Source organism: Amycolatopsis sp. NPDC004079, from assembly GCF_040610415.1.
Taxonomy (GTDB): domain Bacteria; phylum Actinomycetota; class Actinomycetes; order Mycobacteriales; family Pseudonocardiaceae; genus Amycolatopsis; species Amycolatopsis halotolerans.
This window is the reverse complement of record NZ_JBEXMH010000021.1, coordinates 88,055-104,354: the sequence shown is the minus strand read 5'-3', so window position 1 is coordinate 104,354 and position 16,300 is coordinate 88,055. Positions and strand designations below refer to the sequence as shown.

At 70.2% G+C, this 16,300-nt stretch carries 14 protein-coding genes; 4 read left to right on the top strand and 10 right to left on the bottom strand.

The window, feature by feature from the left end; all coding sequences use genetic code 11:
- Positions 1-155: 155 nt before the first annotated feature.
- Both ABZX37_RS22625 and ABZX37_RS22620 read left to right on the top strand, forming a co-directional pair.
- On the top strand, positions 156-1,415 hold the full coding sequence (locus tag ABZX37_RS22625) for a PspC domain-containing protein (RefSeq protein ID WP_354742513.1): 1,260 nt from the start codon (positions 156-158) through the stop codon (positions 1,413-1,415).
- Positions 1,416-1,459: 44 nt separating this feature from the next.
- Positions 1,460-2,128 carry a response regulator transcription factor gene (locus ABZX37_RS22620; RefSeq protein ID WP_354742446.1) on the top strand — a complete coding sequence of 223 codons (669 nt, stop codon included), beginning with the start codon at positions 1,460-1,462 and terminating at the stop codon, positions 2,126-2,128.
- Here the strand turns inward: ABZX37_RS22620 and ABZX37_RS22615 are convergent.
- The gene (locus ABZX37_RS22615; RefSeq protein WP_354742444.1) at positions 2,125-3,033 is read right to left on the bottom strand and encodes a DMT family transporter; all 909 of its coding nucleotides are present in this window, start codon (positions 3,031-3,033) and stop codon (positions 2,125-2,127) included. The two genes, ABZX37_RS22620 and ABZX37_RS22615, sit on opposite strands and share 4 nt — an antisense overlap.
- A 106-nt stretch (positions 3,034-3,139) precedes the next feature.
- Between ABZX37_RS22615 and ABZX37_RS22610 the strand changes: the two genes are divergently transcribed.
- Positions 3,140-4,042, top strand: a complete 903-nt coding sequence (locus ABZX37_RS22610; protein WP_354742442.1) for a LysR family transcriptional regulator — start codon at positions 3,140-3,142, stop codon at positions 4,040-4,042.
- An 8-nt stretch (positions 4,043-4,050) separates the two neighbouring features.
- Here ABZX37_RS22610 and ABZX37_RS22605 read toward each other — a convergent pair whose 3' ends face one another.
- From ABZX37_RS22605 to ABZX37_RS22575, 7 genes are all read right to left on the bottom strand, one after another.
- Complete coding sequence (locus ABZX37_RS22605; protein WP_354742440.1) at positions 4,051-5,220, bottom strand: serine/threonine-protein kinase; 1,170 nt, start codon at positions 5,218-5,220, stop codon at positions 4,051-4,053.
- 13 nt (positions 5,221-5,233) lie between these two features.
- Positions 5,234-6,877 carry a protein kinase gene (locus tag ABZX37_RS22600; protein ID WP_354742438.1) on the bottom strand — a complete coding sequence of 548 codons (1,644 nt, stop codon included), beginning with the start codon at positions 6,875-6,877 and terminating at the stop codon, positions 5,234-5,236.
- Between the two features lie 212 nt (positions 6,878-7,089).
- On the bottom strand, positions 7,090-7,989 hold the full coding sequence (locus ABZX37_RS22595) for a hypothetical protein (protein WP_354742436.1): 900 nt from the start codon (positions 7,987-7,989) through the stop codon (positions 7,090-7,092).
- A gap of 256 nt (positions 7,990-8,245) precedes the next feature.
- Positions 8,246-9,868: a hypothetical protein gene (locus ABZX37_RS22590; protein WP_354742434.1), complete on the bottom strand. Its 1,623-nt coding sequence runs from the start codon at positions 9,866-9,868 to the stop codon at positions 8,246-8,248.
- Between the two features lie 347 nt (positions 9,869-10,215).
- Positions 10,216-10,521, bottom strand: coding sequence for a hypothetical protein (locus tag ABZX37_RS22585; protein ID WP_344270474.1), 306 nt, complete (start codon positions 10,519-10,521; stop codon positions 10,216-10,218).
- Between the two features lie 57 nt (positions 10,522-10,578).
- Positions 10,579-10,875 (bottom strand): chorismate mutase, encoded by a 297-nt coding sequence (locus tag ABZX37_RS22580; RefSeq protein ID WP_354742432.1) that lies wholly within the window; start codon positions 10,873-10,875, stop codon positions 10,579-10,581.
- Positions 10,876-11,039: 164 nt separating this feature from the next.
- Positions 11,040-11,474: a DUF1707 domain-containing protein gene (locus ABZX37_RS22575; RefSeq protein WP_354742430.1), complete on the bottom strand. Its 435-nt coding sequence runs from the start codon at positions 11,472-11,474 to the stop codon at positions 11,040-11,042.
- A 134-nt stretch (positions 11,475-11,608) separates the two neighbouring features.
- On the opposite strand from ABZX37_RS22575, the gene pcrA reads away from it, so the two are divergent.
- A complete protein-coding gene (gene pcrA / locus ABZX37_RS22570; protein ID WP_354742428.1) occupies positions 11,609-14,023 on the top strand; it encodes a DNA helicase PcrA in 2,415 nt (804 codons plus the stop codon).
- A gap of 957 nt (positions 14,024-14,980) precedes the next feature.
- On the opposite strand, the gene ABZX37_RS22565 is transcribed toward pcrA, so the two are convergent.
- Both ABZX37_RS22565 and ABZX37_RS22560 read right to left on the bottom strand, forming a co-directional pair.
- Positions 14,981-15,169 carry a hypothetical protein gene (locus tag ABZX37_RS22565; RefSeq protein WP_354742426.1) on the bottom strand — a complete coding sequence of 63 codons (189 nt, stop codon included), beginning with the start codon at positions 15,167-15,169 and terminating at the stop codon, positions 14,981-14,983.
- 78 nt (positions 15,170-15,247) lie between these two features.
- The gene (locus ABZX37_RS22560; protein ID WP_354742424.1) at positions 15,248-15,937 is read right to left on the bottom strand and encodes a M23 family metallopeptidase; all 690 of its coding nucleotides are present in this window, start codon (positions 15,935-15,937) and stop codon (positions 15,248-15,250) included.
- Positions 15,938-16,300 lie beyond the last annotated feature (363 nt).

The window sequence follows — 16,300 nt, the reverse complement described above, 5'->3', positions numbered from 1 at the left end:
CGGCCATCCGGGGGAATGGATCAGGGCCTTCCCCGATGTCCGCGCCGCTCCCGCGTGTGACGATGGACCTCGTGCAGGACTTTCTCGACATCAGTGCCCCAGGGCGGGTTTCCTCGGCCGAAGAGGAGCCCTCGGCACTCGTGTCCGCCCAGGCGATGGAGGTCGCCGAATCCGAACCGCGGCCCAAGATGTACCGGCGGCGCTCCGGGCGGGCTGTCGCGGGCGTCGCGAGCGGGCTCGCGGACCACCTCGGGGTTCCGGTCGTCTGGGTCCGCGTCGTGTTCGCGCTGCTGGCCGCACTCAACGGAGCCGGTCTGCTCGCATACGGCCTGCTCTGGGTGTTCGTGCCGCAGAGCGCCGAAGAAAGCGAGATCGCGCCCAAGGCCCGCGACCGGCAGCAGGCGTACGGGCTGATCGCGCTCGGCATCGGGCTCGCGATCGCCAGCAGCACGCTCACCGGCGCCATCCGCGGCTGGGTCGCGGTGCCGCTCGCGCTCGCCGCGCTCGGTGCGGCGGTCGTCTGGCGGGAGGCGGACGAGTCACAGCGGCGGCGCTGGCGCGTCGGGGCCCGGGACGGACTGGTCGGCGAGGGCGGACGGCTCGCGGCGATCGTCCGGATCCTCGCCGGGGTCGCGCTGGTGGCCACCGGCATCGGCTTCGTCGTGTTCGCCAGCGGCGACTTCGACCAGGTCAAGTTCGCCCTGATCGCGGTGCTCGCGACGCTGATCGGCGTCGCCGTCCTCACCGTTCCGTTCTGGCTGCGGCTGGTCCGCGACCTCGGCGAGGAGCGCCAGGCCCGCATCCGCACCGACGAGCGCGCCGAGATCGCCGCGCACCTGCACGACTCCGTCCTGCAGACCCTCGCGCTGATCCAGCGCCAGGCCGACCAGCCCGCCGAGGTCGCGCGCCTCGCCCGCGGCCAGGAGCGCGAGCTGCGCGGCTGGCTGTACGGCCCCGGCGGCTACGGCAAACCCAGCGACAAGCGGACCAAGGAAGAGGAAGAAGGCACCCGCCAGCAGCTGTCCGAGGCGCTCGCCGCGGCGTGCGGCGAGGTCGAGGACCAGTTCGCGATCTCGGTCGGCCAGGTCGTGGTCGGCGACGCCGAGCTGAACCCGCCGCTCACCGCGCTCGTGCAGGCGGCCCGCGAGGCGATCGTCAACGCGGCCAAGCACGCGGGCGTCGACGAGGTCAGCGTGTTCGCCGAGGTCGAACCCACCGAGGTCACCGTGTTCGTCCGCGACCGCGGCAAGGGCTTCGACCCGGACGTCGTGCCCGCGGACCGGCACGGCCTCGCCGACTCGATCCGCGGCCGGATGGAACGCCACGGCGGCACCTGCAAGCTGCGCACCGCGCCCGGCGAAGGCACCGAGGTCCAGCTCGCCATGCCGGTGAAAGCGAGCAAAGGGGTGGCGTGACCTCGCTATGCTCGGGGGCAGGCGAAGCGAGGGAGTGGGCAGTCGTGACGGAGAGCCAGCGGGAACCGGTCAAGGTCTTTCTCGTGGACGACCACGCGTTGTTCCGCGCGGGAGTGCGCACGGAGCTGGATTCGATCACCGACGAGGTGCAGGTCGTCGGCGAGGCCGGGTCGGTCGCCGAGGCGGTCGCCGGCATCGCGCGCACCAGTCCGCAGGTCGTGCTGCTCGACGTCCACATGCCTGACGGAGGCGGGGCCGAGGTGCTCCGCCGGGTGCGCCCGGAGCTGCCGGACGTGGTGTTCCTCGCGCTGTCGGTGTCCGACGCCGCCGAGGACGTCATCGCGGTCATCCGCGCCGGCGCGCGCGGGTACGTCACCAAGACGATCTCGTCGAAGGAACTCGTCCGCGCGGTGGTCCGGGTGTCCGACGGCGACGCGGTGTTTTCCCCGCGCCTGGCCGGTTTCGTCCTCGACGCTTTCGCCGACCGTCCCGGCTCCGCGCCGATCAACGACCCCGAACTGGACCTGCTCACCCCGCGCGAGCGCGACGTCCTGCGCCTGCTCGCCCGCGGTTACGCGTACAAGGAAATCGCGTCCGAGCTGTTCATCTCGGTGAAGACGGTCGAGACGCACGTGTCGAGCGTCCTGCGCAAGACCCAGCTGTCCAACCGCTACGAGCTGTCCCGCTGGGCCTCGGACCGCCGCCTCGTCTAAGCCGGAGTCAGTTCCTCTTCCGGAGCCACCGCCGGTTTGCGCTGCAACCGGGTCAGCGCGACGCCGACGAGCACCACGAGCATGCCCGCGATCACGCGCAGATTCAGCTGCTCGTGCAGGAACACCGCGCCGAGCGACACCGAGACCACCGGCAGCAGATAGCCGACCACCGACGTGGCCACCGCGCCTTCGCTCGCCAGCAGCTGGTAGTTGAGCGCGAACGCGATTCCGGTCGAACCGAGGCCGAGGATCACCACCGCGATCAGCGCGACCGGGCTCAGGTGCACCGGCGTGAACCCGCCGAACGGCATGGCCAGCACCAGAAACCCCGTGGCCAGCAGCATCTGCCCGGCGGCGATCGCGTACGGCGAGGAGCCGGTGTTCGACAGGTGCCGTCCTTCGTAGACGAACGCGAACCCGTAGCTCGCCGCGGCGGCGAGGCAGGCCAGCGCGCCCCAGCTGAGCAGTCCGGACGCCTGCCACGGCGCGAAGATCAGCAGAATCCCGCCGAGCCCGACCACCAGTCCGGCGATCCGCGTGGCGTTCATCCGGTTCCGCACCCCGAGGAACGGAGCCGCCACGAGCACCCAGAGCGGGGTGGTGGAGTTCAGCACCCCGGTGATGCCGGAGTCCACAGTGGTCTCGCCGATCGCGAAAAGCAGGAACGGCACGGCATTGTGGAAGAACGCCGCGACGAGCAGGTGTCCCCAGGTACGTCGTTCCGCCGGCAGGCTCCGCCGGCCGATCGCGCACAGCGCCAGCAGCACCGCGGCGCCGAGCACGAGCCGCGCGAGTACCAGCTGTACCGGGGAAAACGCTTCCAGCCCCAGCTTGATCCAGAAAAAGCTCGAACCCCACATCAACGCGAGCGCCGCGATCCTCAGCAGCGTCTTCGTCTCGCTCACCCCAGGTCCCTCCTTTGCCTCTCCAGGCCAGCTTCTCCGCGGTGAGCTGTAAGGACAAGCGAAAATAACTGCAGGGACAATTAAGCAAAGCTGTAGGATCGAAGGCATGCTCGATGTACGGCGCATGCAGGTGCTGCGCGCGGTGATCACGAGCGGTTCGATCACTGCCGCAGCAAGGAATCTCGGGTACACGCCGTCGGCGATCAGCCAGCAACTGGCGGTGCTCGAACGCGAAGCGGGCACGCCGTTGCTGGAACGCGTCGGCCGCGGTGTCCAGCCAACCCCGGCCGGAACGCTGTTGTCCGAACACGCCGAGACGCTCAGCGCGGAGCTGGCCCGAGCCGAGGCCGCGCTCACCGAACTGAAGGAAGGCCGCACCGGCAAGCTCGCCATCCGCTACTTCGCCACGGCGGGCGCGACGATGGTGCCGTACGCGGTGGCCGCGCTTCGTCGCGAACACCCCGGAGTGTGGCTCGATCTCAAGCTCATCGACCCGGGCGACCCGCTCACCGAGGTCGAGGAAGGCCGCGCTGACCTGGCGATCATCGTGTATCCGCGGCCGGCGGAGCCGGGCCGGGGCATCGAGCTGGTGCCGCTGCTGGACGATCCGTACCGCGCGGTCCTGCCGCGTGCGCATCGGCTGGCCCGCAAACGTGTTCTCGACCTGACCGACCTCGCCGACGAACCGTGGGTCGGCGTCGATCCGATCCCTGGTGCTTGCCGGGCGATCCTGGAAGGCGCCTGCGCGTCGGCGGGTTTCCACCCGAACGTCGTGGTCGAGTCCGAGGATTATCCGTCGGCACAAGGGTTCATCGCCGCCGGGCTCGGCGTCGGGCTGGTCCCGGAGCTAGGACTCGGCACGCCGCATCCGGGCGTGGTCGTGCGCCGCGTTCGCAATCCGCAGCCGAGCAGGCACATTCACGCGGCGGTGGCCGCGCGGGTCGCGGGCAGTCCGGCCGTGCAGACGTTCCTCGAAGCCATGCAAGAGGCGACCGAGAACGTCGCCTGACGCCCGGCTCAGACGAACAGCAGCTGCGAAACGCCGATCCCGATCAGGATCGCGCACAGGATCGCCGCGACGGTCAGGATGAGCCGCCGACGCGCGGCCGCCTTCTCGCGAACAGCCTGCGCGGACGCGGCCTGCTGCGCCGGGGTGGGCGTGTAGCGGGCGGTCGGCTGCTGCATCGCTTGCTGCTGCATCGGCTGCGGCGGAGCGGGAGCCTGCGGCACCTGCTGGACCGGAAGCTGCATGAGCGGAGCCGGTTGCTGCGCGGGCATCGGCGGTTGCCGCGGCGGCATGATGTGCTGGGTGGCGTCCGGCTGGATCTGCTGCGTGACCTCAGGAAGATTGGGCTGCTGCGTCGGCACCGGCCGCGACGCCGGAACGGTCGGCAGCGCGGGCGCGGTCGGCGGAATGAACGCGGTCTGCTCGCGTCCGACGGTGATCGCCTTCAGCGCGTGGACGGTGTCGTCCATGGTCGGCCGGGCCGACGGGTCAGCGCGCAGCATCTTCTGCAAGGCCCCAGCGAGCGGGCCCGCGTTCTCAGGCGGCCGTTCCGGGGACTGGCCGTCGTCACCGAACGGCGGCACGCCCTCGACCGCGGTGTACAGCGTCGCGCCCAGCGAGAACACGTCTGCAGCTGCCGACGGGGGAGCGCCTCGGGTGACCTCAGGCGCCCGGTAAGCGGCGTGCGGACCGCCGCCGGTGATGCCGATGTCGGTCAGCTTGACGCTGCCGTCGTCCGCGAGCAGCACGGTGTTCGGTTCGAGCGTGCGGTGGACGATGCCCGCCGAGTGAATCGACGCCATCGCGTCGCCGAGCTGAATGCCCAGGAACGCGGCCTGCTCCGGCGTGAGGCGGCCGTGCTCGGCGAGGAACACCGACATCCCGCGCGACGGGATGTACTCCATCACCAGCCACACGTCCTGGCCGTCGGGCAGCACGTCGTACACCGTGATCGCGCACGGATGGTCGATCCTTGCCGCGGCCTTGCCCTCTTCCATCGCCATCGCGCGGGCCTGTTCGGCACGGTCGGTCGGCAGGCCGACGGGCAGGTACATGCGTTTGACGGCGACAGTCCGGAACAGCCGCGTGTCGAACGCGAGCCACACGATGCCCGCGCGGCCGCGCCCGATCGGCTGGTCGAGCCGGTACCGCTCGCCGACGATGCTGCCTTCTGAACTCAATGCTGTCCCTGAATCATCCGGTAGACGGCGGCGGCCCGCTGGTTTCACTCGGCTGCGTCGTCGGTTCCTTGGTGCGCGTCGGCTTCGTCGGCTTGGTTTCCTGCGGCTGGGACTGTTCCTGTGTCGGAGTGTCCTCCGCCGTAGTGGATTTCCGCGAGTGCCGCGTCGACTGGGTCTCTCGTGTTGAGCTTTCCCGGGAAGACGTAGGCGGGGACGTAGTGGTTGCGTCGGAAGGCGGCTGTGTGACGGACGTCGGCGCGACCGCGGACGACGAAGCGGGCGGAGCCGGCTGCGAGGCGTCCGGCGGGTTGCCCGGGGTCAGCAGCCACACGCCGAGCGCGACCAGGCCGACCACTACGACTCCGCCGATCAGCGCGGGCTTCTTCCACGCGCCGGGCTTCTCGTCCTCGTCGTCCTCGGGCGCCGTCTGCACCCGGGTGCGAGGCGCGGGGTCCTCGTCGTACGGGTCGTCCTCGTAGTGCTCTGGCACCGGGACCGCGCGCGTAGCGGCGAGTCCGTTGCGGCTCGGGTCGCCGTAGAGCGGCGGTTCCTGGTAGCCGTCCTGGTGGTAGCCGTGGTCGTCGTAGTCGTCCTCCGGGTAACCGGAGCCCGGCGGGTACGGGTCCTCGCCGTAGTACTGCTGCGCGCTCGGGTCGTACTGCTGCGTGACGCCCGGGTCGTCGAGCAGCGTGCCGGAGTGGCTGGCCTGCTCGTCGTCGTGGTGCAGCAGACCGGCCGCTGCCGCGCCGCCCGCCGCGCCGAGGGCAGCCGCGCCGAGGGTGCCCGAAGACGAGGCCATCATCGTGTCGCCGTCCGCGCCGCCGAGCGGGGTCTCGCCGCGCGCGACCGCGGACAGCAGCTCTTCGCATTCGTCGGCGGTCGGCCGGTGCTGGGTCTCCGGGTGCAGCAGCACCGCGAGCACGCTCGTCAGCGGACCGGACTGCCGCGGCGGGTTGATCTGCCCGGCGGCGACCGCGTGCAGCAGGCTCAGCGTGTTCTCGGAGAGGCCGAACGGCGGCTGTCCCTCGCAGGCGGCGTACAGCGTGGAGCCGAGCGAGAAGACGTCCGACTCGGGGCCGGGGTCGCCGCCGATCGCGACCTCGGGGGCCAGGTAGGCGGGGGTGCCGGCGATCATCCCGGTCTTGGTGACCGTGACGTCGTCCTTGGCCCGCGAGATGCCGAAGTCGGTGATCTTCACGGTGCCGTTGCCGGCGAGCAGGATGTTGCCCGGCTTGATGTCGCGGTGCACGATGCCGACCGCGTGCGCCTCGCGCAGGGCGGCGGAGATCTGCGCGCCGATCCGGGCGACCTCCAGCGGCGGCAAGGTGCCCTTTTCCTGCAGCACCTGCGCCAGGCTGGTGGAAGCCAGGTATTCCATGATCAGGCAGGGCTGGCCGTTGTCGTCGGTGACGACGTCGAACACGGTGATCGCGTTCGGGTGGTGCAGCCGCGCGGCGATCCGGCCCTCGCGCATGGTGCGCTGCCGGGCGTCCTCCGCCTCGTGGTTCTCCAGCCCTGGCTGGAGAAGAAGCTGCTTGATGGCGACCGTACGGCCCAGCACCTCGTCGTGGGCGCGCCAGACGGCCCCCATCGCGCCGGAACCGATCTTTCCGACGATCCGGTACCGGTCGGCGACCAGACGACCCTCGTCGCTCACGCGACCTCCCTTTGGGGCTCCGACTTGCCGGGGCGGGACTTGTCTACCCCAAAGGGGTGAGTTCGAACCCGCCGCAGCACCGGAGCGTAGGCACCTGCTGTGGACCGTGCGCCGGTTTTGCCGAGACCGACCCGTGACAAGGCTAGGCGCTCACTCTGCGCACACGCACGCGGCACACTTCCGACGACCCGGCACAACCACGTTCGCGCAGGTCAGGAGTAGACCGCGGACAGGACGCGGGCCTGGGAGATCACATCCTGCTCGACGACGTCGAACAATTGGGTCACGCGCACCAGGGTGCCGTCGGCCTGGTGGACCAGCGCCACGGCGAACACCGAACCGTCGTCCTGGACGTGCAGTTCCTGGACGTCGATCGAGTCGGCCCCGCTCCACGCGCGGACCAGATCGCCCGTTTCGCCGCGCGCGACGTTCGGGGCGAGCAGCGAAAGCGCGTTCTCCGGCTGGTGGTCGATCGAGGCGTAGAACTTGCGCACCGCTTCGAGTTTCACCGGGTCCGGCGCGGCCGCCGACGAGGTGGCGGACTTCTTGTGCGACTCCGCCGAGAACGGGGCGCTCGGCGCGGAAGACGACGAGGTGCCGGAAGTGGTCTGCGGAGTCGTGGCACCCGAATTCGACGGCGTGGTGGCCGCGGAATCGGTGTGCTTGGACTGGGTCGTGCTTTCGCTCTGCCCCGACGTCGTGCCGCCGGACGAGTGGCTCTTGCGCTGCTGCGGGACGGCCTGGCCGCCGAGCGCTGCCGCGCCGCTGAACCCGGCGGGCATCGCGGTTTCCTCGGCGACCGGAACGGTGGGCCGCGGTCCGCCGCTGAGCAGCGAGGCGGTGACGACGGCGCCGGCGACGAGCGCGCCGGCTCCGACGAGCCCGGCCAGCTTCGCGCGGCGGGCGAGCTTGCTCTCGGGCTCTTCGACGGGGTCCGCGGCCCGGACGACCGGACGGCGGGTGCGCGGCGGCAGGTACTTCTGCGGTTCGCGGAACACCTGCTCGAGATACTCGCGGTCGGCTTCGGCCACGTCCTCGAGCAGCTCCGGCGGGATCACGTCCTCGACGCGCACGGCGTCGGGTTCTCGCCGGGTTCGCTGCCGTTCAAGCACGAAAGTCCTCGCTCTGGGGGTTCGGGGCAGGACACGACACGGTGGCGGTGTCCCCGGGGCGGTCCGGACTGCCGATTCGTGGTCGGCGCCGGGCCTTGTAGTCGCCAGGTAACCCTGTGCCGACAGGCGGCCGCCAGACTCCGTCGCCGGAATGCCGCCGTCGTACGACGAACGGCAGCTTATGTCACCCAACCGGACGAGGGAACAACCGCTCACCGCTCCGCACGTGCATCGGCATTTGCAGACAGAGTGCTGGTCAGCGGCCGTCGTCGGTGATCTTGCCGTTGTCGTCGAACGTGAGCGTGCGCTGCTCGGTGCTCTTGCTGCCGTCCTGGTGCGTGACCTCGACGGTGTTCACCGTGGTGCCGTGCTGCGGGTCGATGGTGACCTTCTTGACCTCGAAGTACGCGACGTCGGCGTAGCGCTTGCGCAGGCCCTGCGCACCCTGCTGCTTGAGGTCGCCGGACGTGACCGACGAGGCCTCCGACGGGTCGGTGGTGACGTTGTTGAAGAACTTCTCGGAGTTGTTGCCCATCGTGTTCGGGTCGGCGGCCGTGAAGTACGGGTCCTTCGTTTCCCGCTGAGCGGGAGTGACCGGCGGCTTCTCCGGCGGCTCGCTCGACGAGGGCGAGTCCGTGGTGGTCGGCGCGGACGTCTTGCCGCCGGTGCCGGTCCCGGGACCGGACGGCGTGGTCACGCCGGTGGAGCTGCTGCTCGCGGAACTGCTCGGGCCGGAGCCCTGCTGCGGGTGCGTGCCGTTGTCCGAGGTGACGCCGTCCGGGCTGGTGCTGGCGCCGCTGCGCGGGACGTTGCCGCCGACCCCGCCGTGCTGTCCGTTCGGGATGAGCGCGCTGAGGTTCGGGTTGCCGCCGTTCTGCCTGCCGGGCCAGCCGCCGCCACCGACCGCGTCGGTCGTCGTGGTGGTGGGCCCGCCGACCAGGAACGTCCCGGCGAACAGCAGCCCGACGACCACCGCGCCGGACGCGCCGGTGGCGAACCACGCGGCCTTGCGCCAGGTCTTCGGCGGGGTGACCGACGCGGGCACCGAGCCGAGATCGAACGTGCCGAGGCCGTCCAGCAGCGGCGCGGCGTACACGCGCACCTCGCCGTCCTGCTGCTCTTCTTTCTCCGGCGTCGAGACGGCGGGCTCGCCGAGGGTGACGCGCTGGCGCCGGGGAGGCTCTTCCGCGACCGAGTTCAGCTCGACGCGTTCGCGAGGGCTGTCCGGCCGGTTGGCGAGCACGGCGGAGGTGGTGGCGACGCGTTCCTGCCGGGTGCGCCGGGTCGGCTGGGGGAGCGCGCTCTCCGGCGGCGGCGCGAAGGCGCGGTGCTCCTCGGGGATCCGGTCCTGCGGGGGCGCGAAAGCTGCGCGGGATTCGGCCCGGCGGCTCTGGGATTCCGGCCGCCGGGCAGGCGGGGCGGCTTGGCGGCGCTGCGGTTCGGCTGATGGGCCAGGGGGAACGACGGTCTGCCGGGGCTCGGCCAGCCGATCGGGGACGGAGGCCTGGCGGCCCTGCGGCTCGACCGGAGCGCGGCGGCGCTGCGGCTGAGGGAGCGGGGGTTCGCCGACCGGCAACGTGCCGCTCGAGGTGGGGAAAACCGGCTGGTTCGGGGCCGGGCGGTTTCCGTCGTCGGGTGCCCGGTTCGAGCGCGGAGCCGGTGCGCCGCGCTGCTGCGGGTTCTCGCTCCCGCGCTGCGCCGGAGCGGCCGGGCCGCCGCCGGTGCGGTGCCGGTGATGACCGGCGGCGCGGGCGGGCACCACGGGAGTCCAGGTGCCGTCGGCGCGGACGCGGTGCCGTCCGGGAACGGTGACCTCGGCGTCCGACACCGCGCCGGGGCGGTCAGCGTGCCGCGGACCGCCCATCGTGTTTCCCGTCATGCCGGTCCGACCCCTCCGCGAGAGGGGCGTGACGGCGCCGGGGCCGTCGTCAACCCGAACGGAGCAGGGAGGAAGAGAACGACGCTTGCGTCCACACTTGCGAACTCCCGAGCAAATGCACGCGCACGCGGAGAACGGCGCGCGGAGCCGCAGCTCCCGCGCGTCCTCCGGGCATAGCCCGGCGCAGACGCCAGGGTCCTCACGGACTTCACAGTAGGAAACCGGCAGGCGAATGTCTTCACCCATCCTGCAACTTGCACCGGTTTCACTCGACCGGGCGCGCCCGAACGGGCGGCACGTCACGCAGCGCAGCATGCCGCCCGGTATTTCCCCAGTTCGGGGACTACTTAGCCGCCACTGCGGTACTTCGCCTGCGTCGACTGGAGGGCCTTGACCGACGTCGCGCCGCTACCGACCGCGATGACGATGGCGAGGATGTCGAGCACGACGTTGCCGGAAGTGAGCAGCCAGGCGAACAGCGAGGCCGCGGTGGCACCGCCGGCCAGCGCCCAGCGGCTGCGCACGTACTGCGCCACCGGGGCCCCGCCCGCCCGCTTGCCCGCCGCGTTGTTCAGCATGGCCAGGTAGCCGACGTGGCCGAGGGACGCCAGCACGCTCGCGATCGCGATGATGACGGCGATGATGTTAATCATGTGTCCAGTCTGCCCGGTTTCCGTGCGGCGCGAATCGGGGATGCCCCGGATACCGCGTCAGCGGCCCAGCCTGCCGCGGCCGAGGTTCAGCAGCAGCATCGCGAGCTGACGGCCCTCCGGGCCCAGTTCGCGGTAGCGCGCGAGCACGTCCATCTCGCGGTTGTAGACGATTTTCGTGCCGCCCGCGGCCATCCGGGCCGCGCCGATGGTCTTCGACACCTCTACCCGGCGCTTCACGAGCCGGAGGATTTCGGAGTCGAGGAAGTCGATCTCCTCGCGAAGCGACGAGATGTCGTCGCCCGCCGGGGTGTGCTCGGCGGGCTGTCCGTCGGCGTTCTGCGTCTGCGCGTTCATCGGGACCTCTCTGAAGTCCGGACTCCCCATGGCCCTGGGACGGCGAAAGCCCCGGGTCCAGTGGACTCCGGGGCTGCGGGTGATGGCGGGTGGGGCACTACGCGATCACGGGAGCCGGAGTCCGGGTCCCGTAAAAAAATCGCTCGCTGTTGTGCCGCACGGGTTCAGTATGGCACAGGCGCGCCCGGTCGCCGCCGGAACGCCCGCACCCGCGCGTGCAGCACCAGGCTGATGAACAGCCAGAACAACGGCATCGCCGGCCAGAAGAAGAGCGCGCCGCCGACGGCCCATCGGACGATCAGCAAGGTCGCGAGCACCGCGACGATCCCGAGATGTACGCGCAGCGCCGGATGTTCGCGCAAGGCGGCCCGGGTGAGCGGCCAGCCGCCGCCGCGCGGTCGTACTGGCTCCGGGCGGGGGAGATCGGAGGTGAGTTCGCCGAGTTCGTCGGTAAAGCGGACGGCGTAGACCGCGCGCAGCCGCTCTTCCACCTCTTCGAGAGTGAGCCGTCCTTCGGAACCGGCGGCCTGGATGGTCTCGGCGACGCGCTCGCGGTCGCCGTCGGAAGCCCTCAGCCGGGCGGGAATCTTGTCGTCCATGCTGTTCGATGCTCCGCGTCGCGGCGGCCTCGCGCGTCGGACGCGAGGCGACACTGCGGCGTACGTCGACAAGCGCAGGCCGACCCCGTGGCTGTTCCGGGACTGTCGTACCCCCGGGGTAGCGTTGACAGACGATGGACACCCTCTTCGATCTCCCCGCAGACCCGCCCGCCCGCGCTGCCCGGCCGGGAACCGCAGACCTGCTCGAGGACCTCAACCCCGCCCAGCGCGAGGCGGTGACGCACGCCGGAGGTCCGCTGCTGGTCGTCGCGGGAGCCGGATCGGGCAAGACGCGCGTGCTCACGCGCCGGATCGCCTACCTGCTCGGCCAGCGCGGCGTGCACCCGGGCGAGATCATGGCGATCACGTTCACCAACAAGGCCGCCGCCGAGATGCGCGAACGCGTCGCGGCGCTCGTCGGCAAACGCGCGAACGCGATGTGGGTGTCCACGTTCCACTCGATGTGCGTGCGGATCCTGCGCCGCGAGGCGAAAACCCTCGACATGTCGTCGAGTTTCTCCATCTACGACTCGGACGACACGAAGCGGCTCATCACGCTCGTGGCGCGCGATCTCGACATCGACCCGAAGAAGTATGCCGCGCGCACGCTCGCGGTGCACATCTCGAACCTCAAGAACGAACTGGTCGATCCGGACGAGGCGGCCTCGAAGGCGGCCAACGACCTGGAGCGCCGGGTCGCCGAGGTCTACACCGAGTACCAGCGCAGGCTGGCGAGCGCGAACGCGTTCGACTTCGACGACCTGATCATGCGGACAGTGTCGTTGCTGCAAGCGTTCCCGGACGTCGCGGAGTACTACCGGCGGCGCTTCCGGCACGTCCTGGTCGACGAGTACCAGGACACCAACCACGCGCAGTACACCTTGGTGCGCGTGCTGGCCGGCACCGAGGCCACGGATACGGGGATCGAGCCCGCCGAACTGTGCGTGGTCGGCGACGCGGACCAGTCCATCTACGCCTTCCGCGGCGCGACCATCCGCAACATCGAGGAATTCGAACGCGACTTCCCGAACGCGCACACGATTCTGCTGGAGCAGAACTACCGTTCCACGCAAACGATCCTGTCCGCGGCCAACGCCGTGATCGCACGCAACCCCAACCGGCGCGCCAAGCGGCTGTGGACCGATTCGGGCGACGGCGAGAAGATCGTCGGCTACGTGTCGGACAACGACCACGACGAGGCCGCGTTCGTCGCCGGGGAGATCGACTCGCTGGCGGAGAAGGGCGAGGCGGACTACTCGGATGTCGCGGTGTTCTACCGCACCAACAACCAGTCGCGAGTGTTCGAGGAAATCTTCATCCGGCTGGGCCTGCCGTACAAGGTCGTCGGCGGCGTGCGGTTCTACGAGCGGCGCGAAGTGCGGGACATGATCGCGTACCTGCGCGTCCTCGCGAACCCGGACGACACGGTCAGCCTGCGGCGGATTCTCAACGTCCCCAAGCGCGGCATCGGCGACCGTGCCGAAGCGGTCGTCGCGACGCACGCGGAACGGGAGCGGATCTCGTTCTGGGCCGCGTTGCGCGATGCGGTCGAGGACAAGGTGGCGCTGCTGAACCCGCGCTCGGCCAAGGCGATCACCGGATTCGTGACGCTGCTGGACGAACTGCAGGAGATGGCGTCGTCCGGCACCGAGGTGCACGACCTGCTCGAAGCGGTCCTGGAGCGCACCGGCTACCGCGCGGAGCTCGAGGAATCGGACGACCCGCAGGACGCTTCGCGCGTTGAGAACCTCACCGAATTGGTGACCGTGGCGCGCGAATTCGCCGAGTTCACCGCCGAGGTCACCAACGACGAAAACGCGGAACTGGTCCTGGACGACGGCGTCCCCGCCCCTGGCTCGCTTCCTGCTTTCCTGGAGCGAGTTTCGTTGGTCGCGGACGCCGACTCGATCCCCGCCGCAGACGGCGGCGAGGAAGGCGACGGCGGTGCGGGCGTGGTCACTTTGATGACCGTGCACACCGCCAAGGGGCTGGAGTACCCGGTCGTCTTCTGCACCGGCTGGGAAGACGGCGTCTTCCCGCACATGCGCGCCCTGGGCGATCCCGCGGAGCTGGCCGAAGAACGCCGCCTGGCCTACGTGGCGATTACCCGTGCGCGGCAACGACTTTACGTGTCACGTGCGCTGACTCGGTCGGCCTGGGGGCAGCCGCAGATGAACCCGGCTTCCCGCTTCCTGGACGAACTGCCGCCGGACCTCGTCGACTGGCGGCGCCTGGAACCGTCCTCGCCCGGCTTCGGAAACTTCGGCTCCTCTTCCGGTTCCTCCTCGGGCCCTCGAGCCGCGACGACGTGGGGCCGCCGGTCCTCGACGTCGTCTACGTCTTCGAGTTCGCCGTTCGGGAAGGGCTGGAAGGAGACGGTGGCTCTGAAGCTGGACGTCGGAGACCGGGTGAGCCACGACAAGTACGGCCTGGGCACGGTCATCTCCTGCGACGGCATCGGCCCGCGCGCGACGGCGACGATCGACTTCGGAGCCTCGGGCAAGGTCCGGCTCATGCTGATCGGCAGCGTGCCGATGGTGAAACTCTGACTACTGCCGCGGTCCCGGTGCTCTGATCCTCCGTGCCGGGGTGCCGAGGCGTGTCCCTCGATAGCTCCTTGTCGGCTAAGCCCGACTCCTGGGCCGGATTCTCCGTGATCCCGCCCGCCAGCACGGTCGGGCAGATCGAGCCGGGCGGGGCTTCCAATGCCCGCCGCTGCGCTCGCCGACCTCGCGGATGAGGTCGTCTCCGTGCCGCCGCTGCTCCGCGGGTTGCCCAAGCTGGTTCGTCACGGCAGGGACTGGCTGCGCCGATACCCGGCACAGCTCTCGTCTCCATCTCTGCCTCCGCACGGTCCGCTGCGCGCTACTGGATGTCTCTCCGGGCGCTGGCCCCTCGACCCTCTGGCGTCTGATGCTGTCCGTGCTCACAACATGCAGCGATCGTGCCCGGAGCCGGAGCCGCGATGCCTTCCCCTGCCCCGTTCTGGACATCTTTCGCCGGACCGAGTGAACTCCCCAGCGATCCACCCGATCTTGTCGGTCCCCTCCGGCATACTTGGCTTCATCGAACACAAGTTCGATGAAATGCGGTATGCTGTGGAAGGGACGCAGGGGATGGACGCGGTGCTGTTTGGGGTATTTGCCGCTGGGGTACAGGAGTACTTGAGGAGAGTCGCGGGGACGGTTGCTGTGGGGACGGCAACCCGGCCAGCTCGGGACGTGCCAGGGGATGTGGCACGGCTGGCCGCGGCATGGCGCGCATTGCTGAGGCAACACGCATTGGGACCAGACGGCAGATGCGTCGTCTGCGGAGGAACGTCGCGCGCCGACGAGGGAATCGCGCGATGGATGCCGTGGCGAAGACGCGCGGACCTGTGCACCGTGTGGCAGGTAGCAGTCGCCTATTTCGTCCGTCGCCTTCCTGGCAACGATCCGTGACGCCCGTACCAGGCGGCGTGAGTCCAGCGCATCAGCTGCCTGACCGGCGAGATGCGTGGTTCGAGGTCAGGCAGCGACCATCGTGCGGCGGTTGGCTAGCGGATGATCCGCGCGGTTCAGGCTCAGATGGCGATGGTCCTGCGGCAGCAGCTGGCCCTCGCCGCGCTCCAGGCGATGGCCTCGCGGGTGGTCGGCCCGGCGAAGTGCGGGGAAGTAGTTCTCGTTCTCGGACCATTCGATCAGCAGCTGCGCCATGTCGTCGAGGCTCAGCGCGGGCAAGCAGGATCATCTGGCTGTCACCACGCCAATTGCCCAACGAGCGAGACGTGCAGGTCAGCTGACGTTCACGCCGCGGGCAGCGAGCCACGGGCGCGGGTCGATCTTCTTGCTGCCGTCCTGCCACACCTCGAAGTGCAGGTGCGGACCGGTGCTCTCGCCGCGGTTGCCGATCTCGGCGATCTGCTCGCCGCACTTGACCTTCTGGCCCTCGCGGACGGAGAAGCTGTTCATGTGGCCGTAGACCTGGATGGTGCCGTCGTCGAGCTGGACGCGTACCCAGAGGCCGAAGCCGCTGGCCGGGCCGGCCTGGATGACGGTGCCGTCGGAGGCGGCGTAGATCGGGGTGCCGATCGAGTTGGCGATGTCGATGCCGAGGTGGCTCGTGCCCCAGCGGGCGCCGAAGCCGGAGGTGAACGTGCCGTGAGCGGGCATGCAGGTCTTCGGACGGGCGGCCTCTTCGGCGGCTTGGCGCGCGGCTTCGGTTTCCGCCTGCACGCGGGCCTTGGTGACCTTGGCGCTGTCGGCCATCTTCGCGGCTTCGGCGGAGGCGTCGACGGCGTGGCCGCTCGGCAGCAGTTCGGGAGCTCCCCCGGAGCCCGCGCTGCCGAGGGTGAACGAGGCGCTCGCGTTCTGTGCGTTGGCGAGCGGGGTGACCGCGGCGTCGGAATCCCCGCCGCTGGTCGACTTGAGGGTCTGCCCGGCGGCGGCTGCGGCGAACGCGCCGGCCGCGACGGCGGCGACCACGACCCGCCCGCGGAGGGCGGAGGAGGGCGGAGAGATGCGGTGCTGTCCCCGGACACGAATGACTGCACCGTCCAGTGCGTCTTTCAGCGCCGGGGAAGGGGCTTGGCCGCCGGGGGAGCGGTGTGAAGCCAAGACAGGGCCTTCCATCGTCGGGGAGCCGGGTGGAAGAGAACTCGGGCGGGGGATCCCGTGAACGAACCTCGGGGGTGATTCGCTCAGCGTTCTGCTTCGTGACCTGACTGTAATGGGGACCGGAGGACAGTAACGAAGCGGCGCCTCAATGAGCAAGGCGCGACCGGGCTTTCGGCCGAACGAGTGGCACGCATCGAGCTTCTAGCTGTGGAAACTACCCAAAGTTAATCG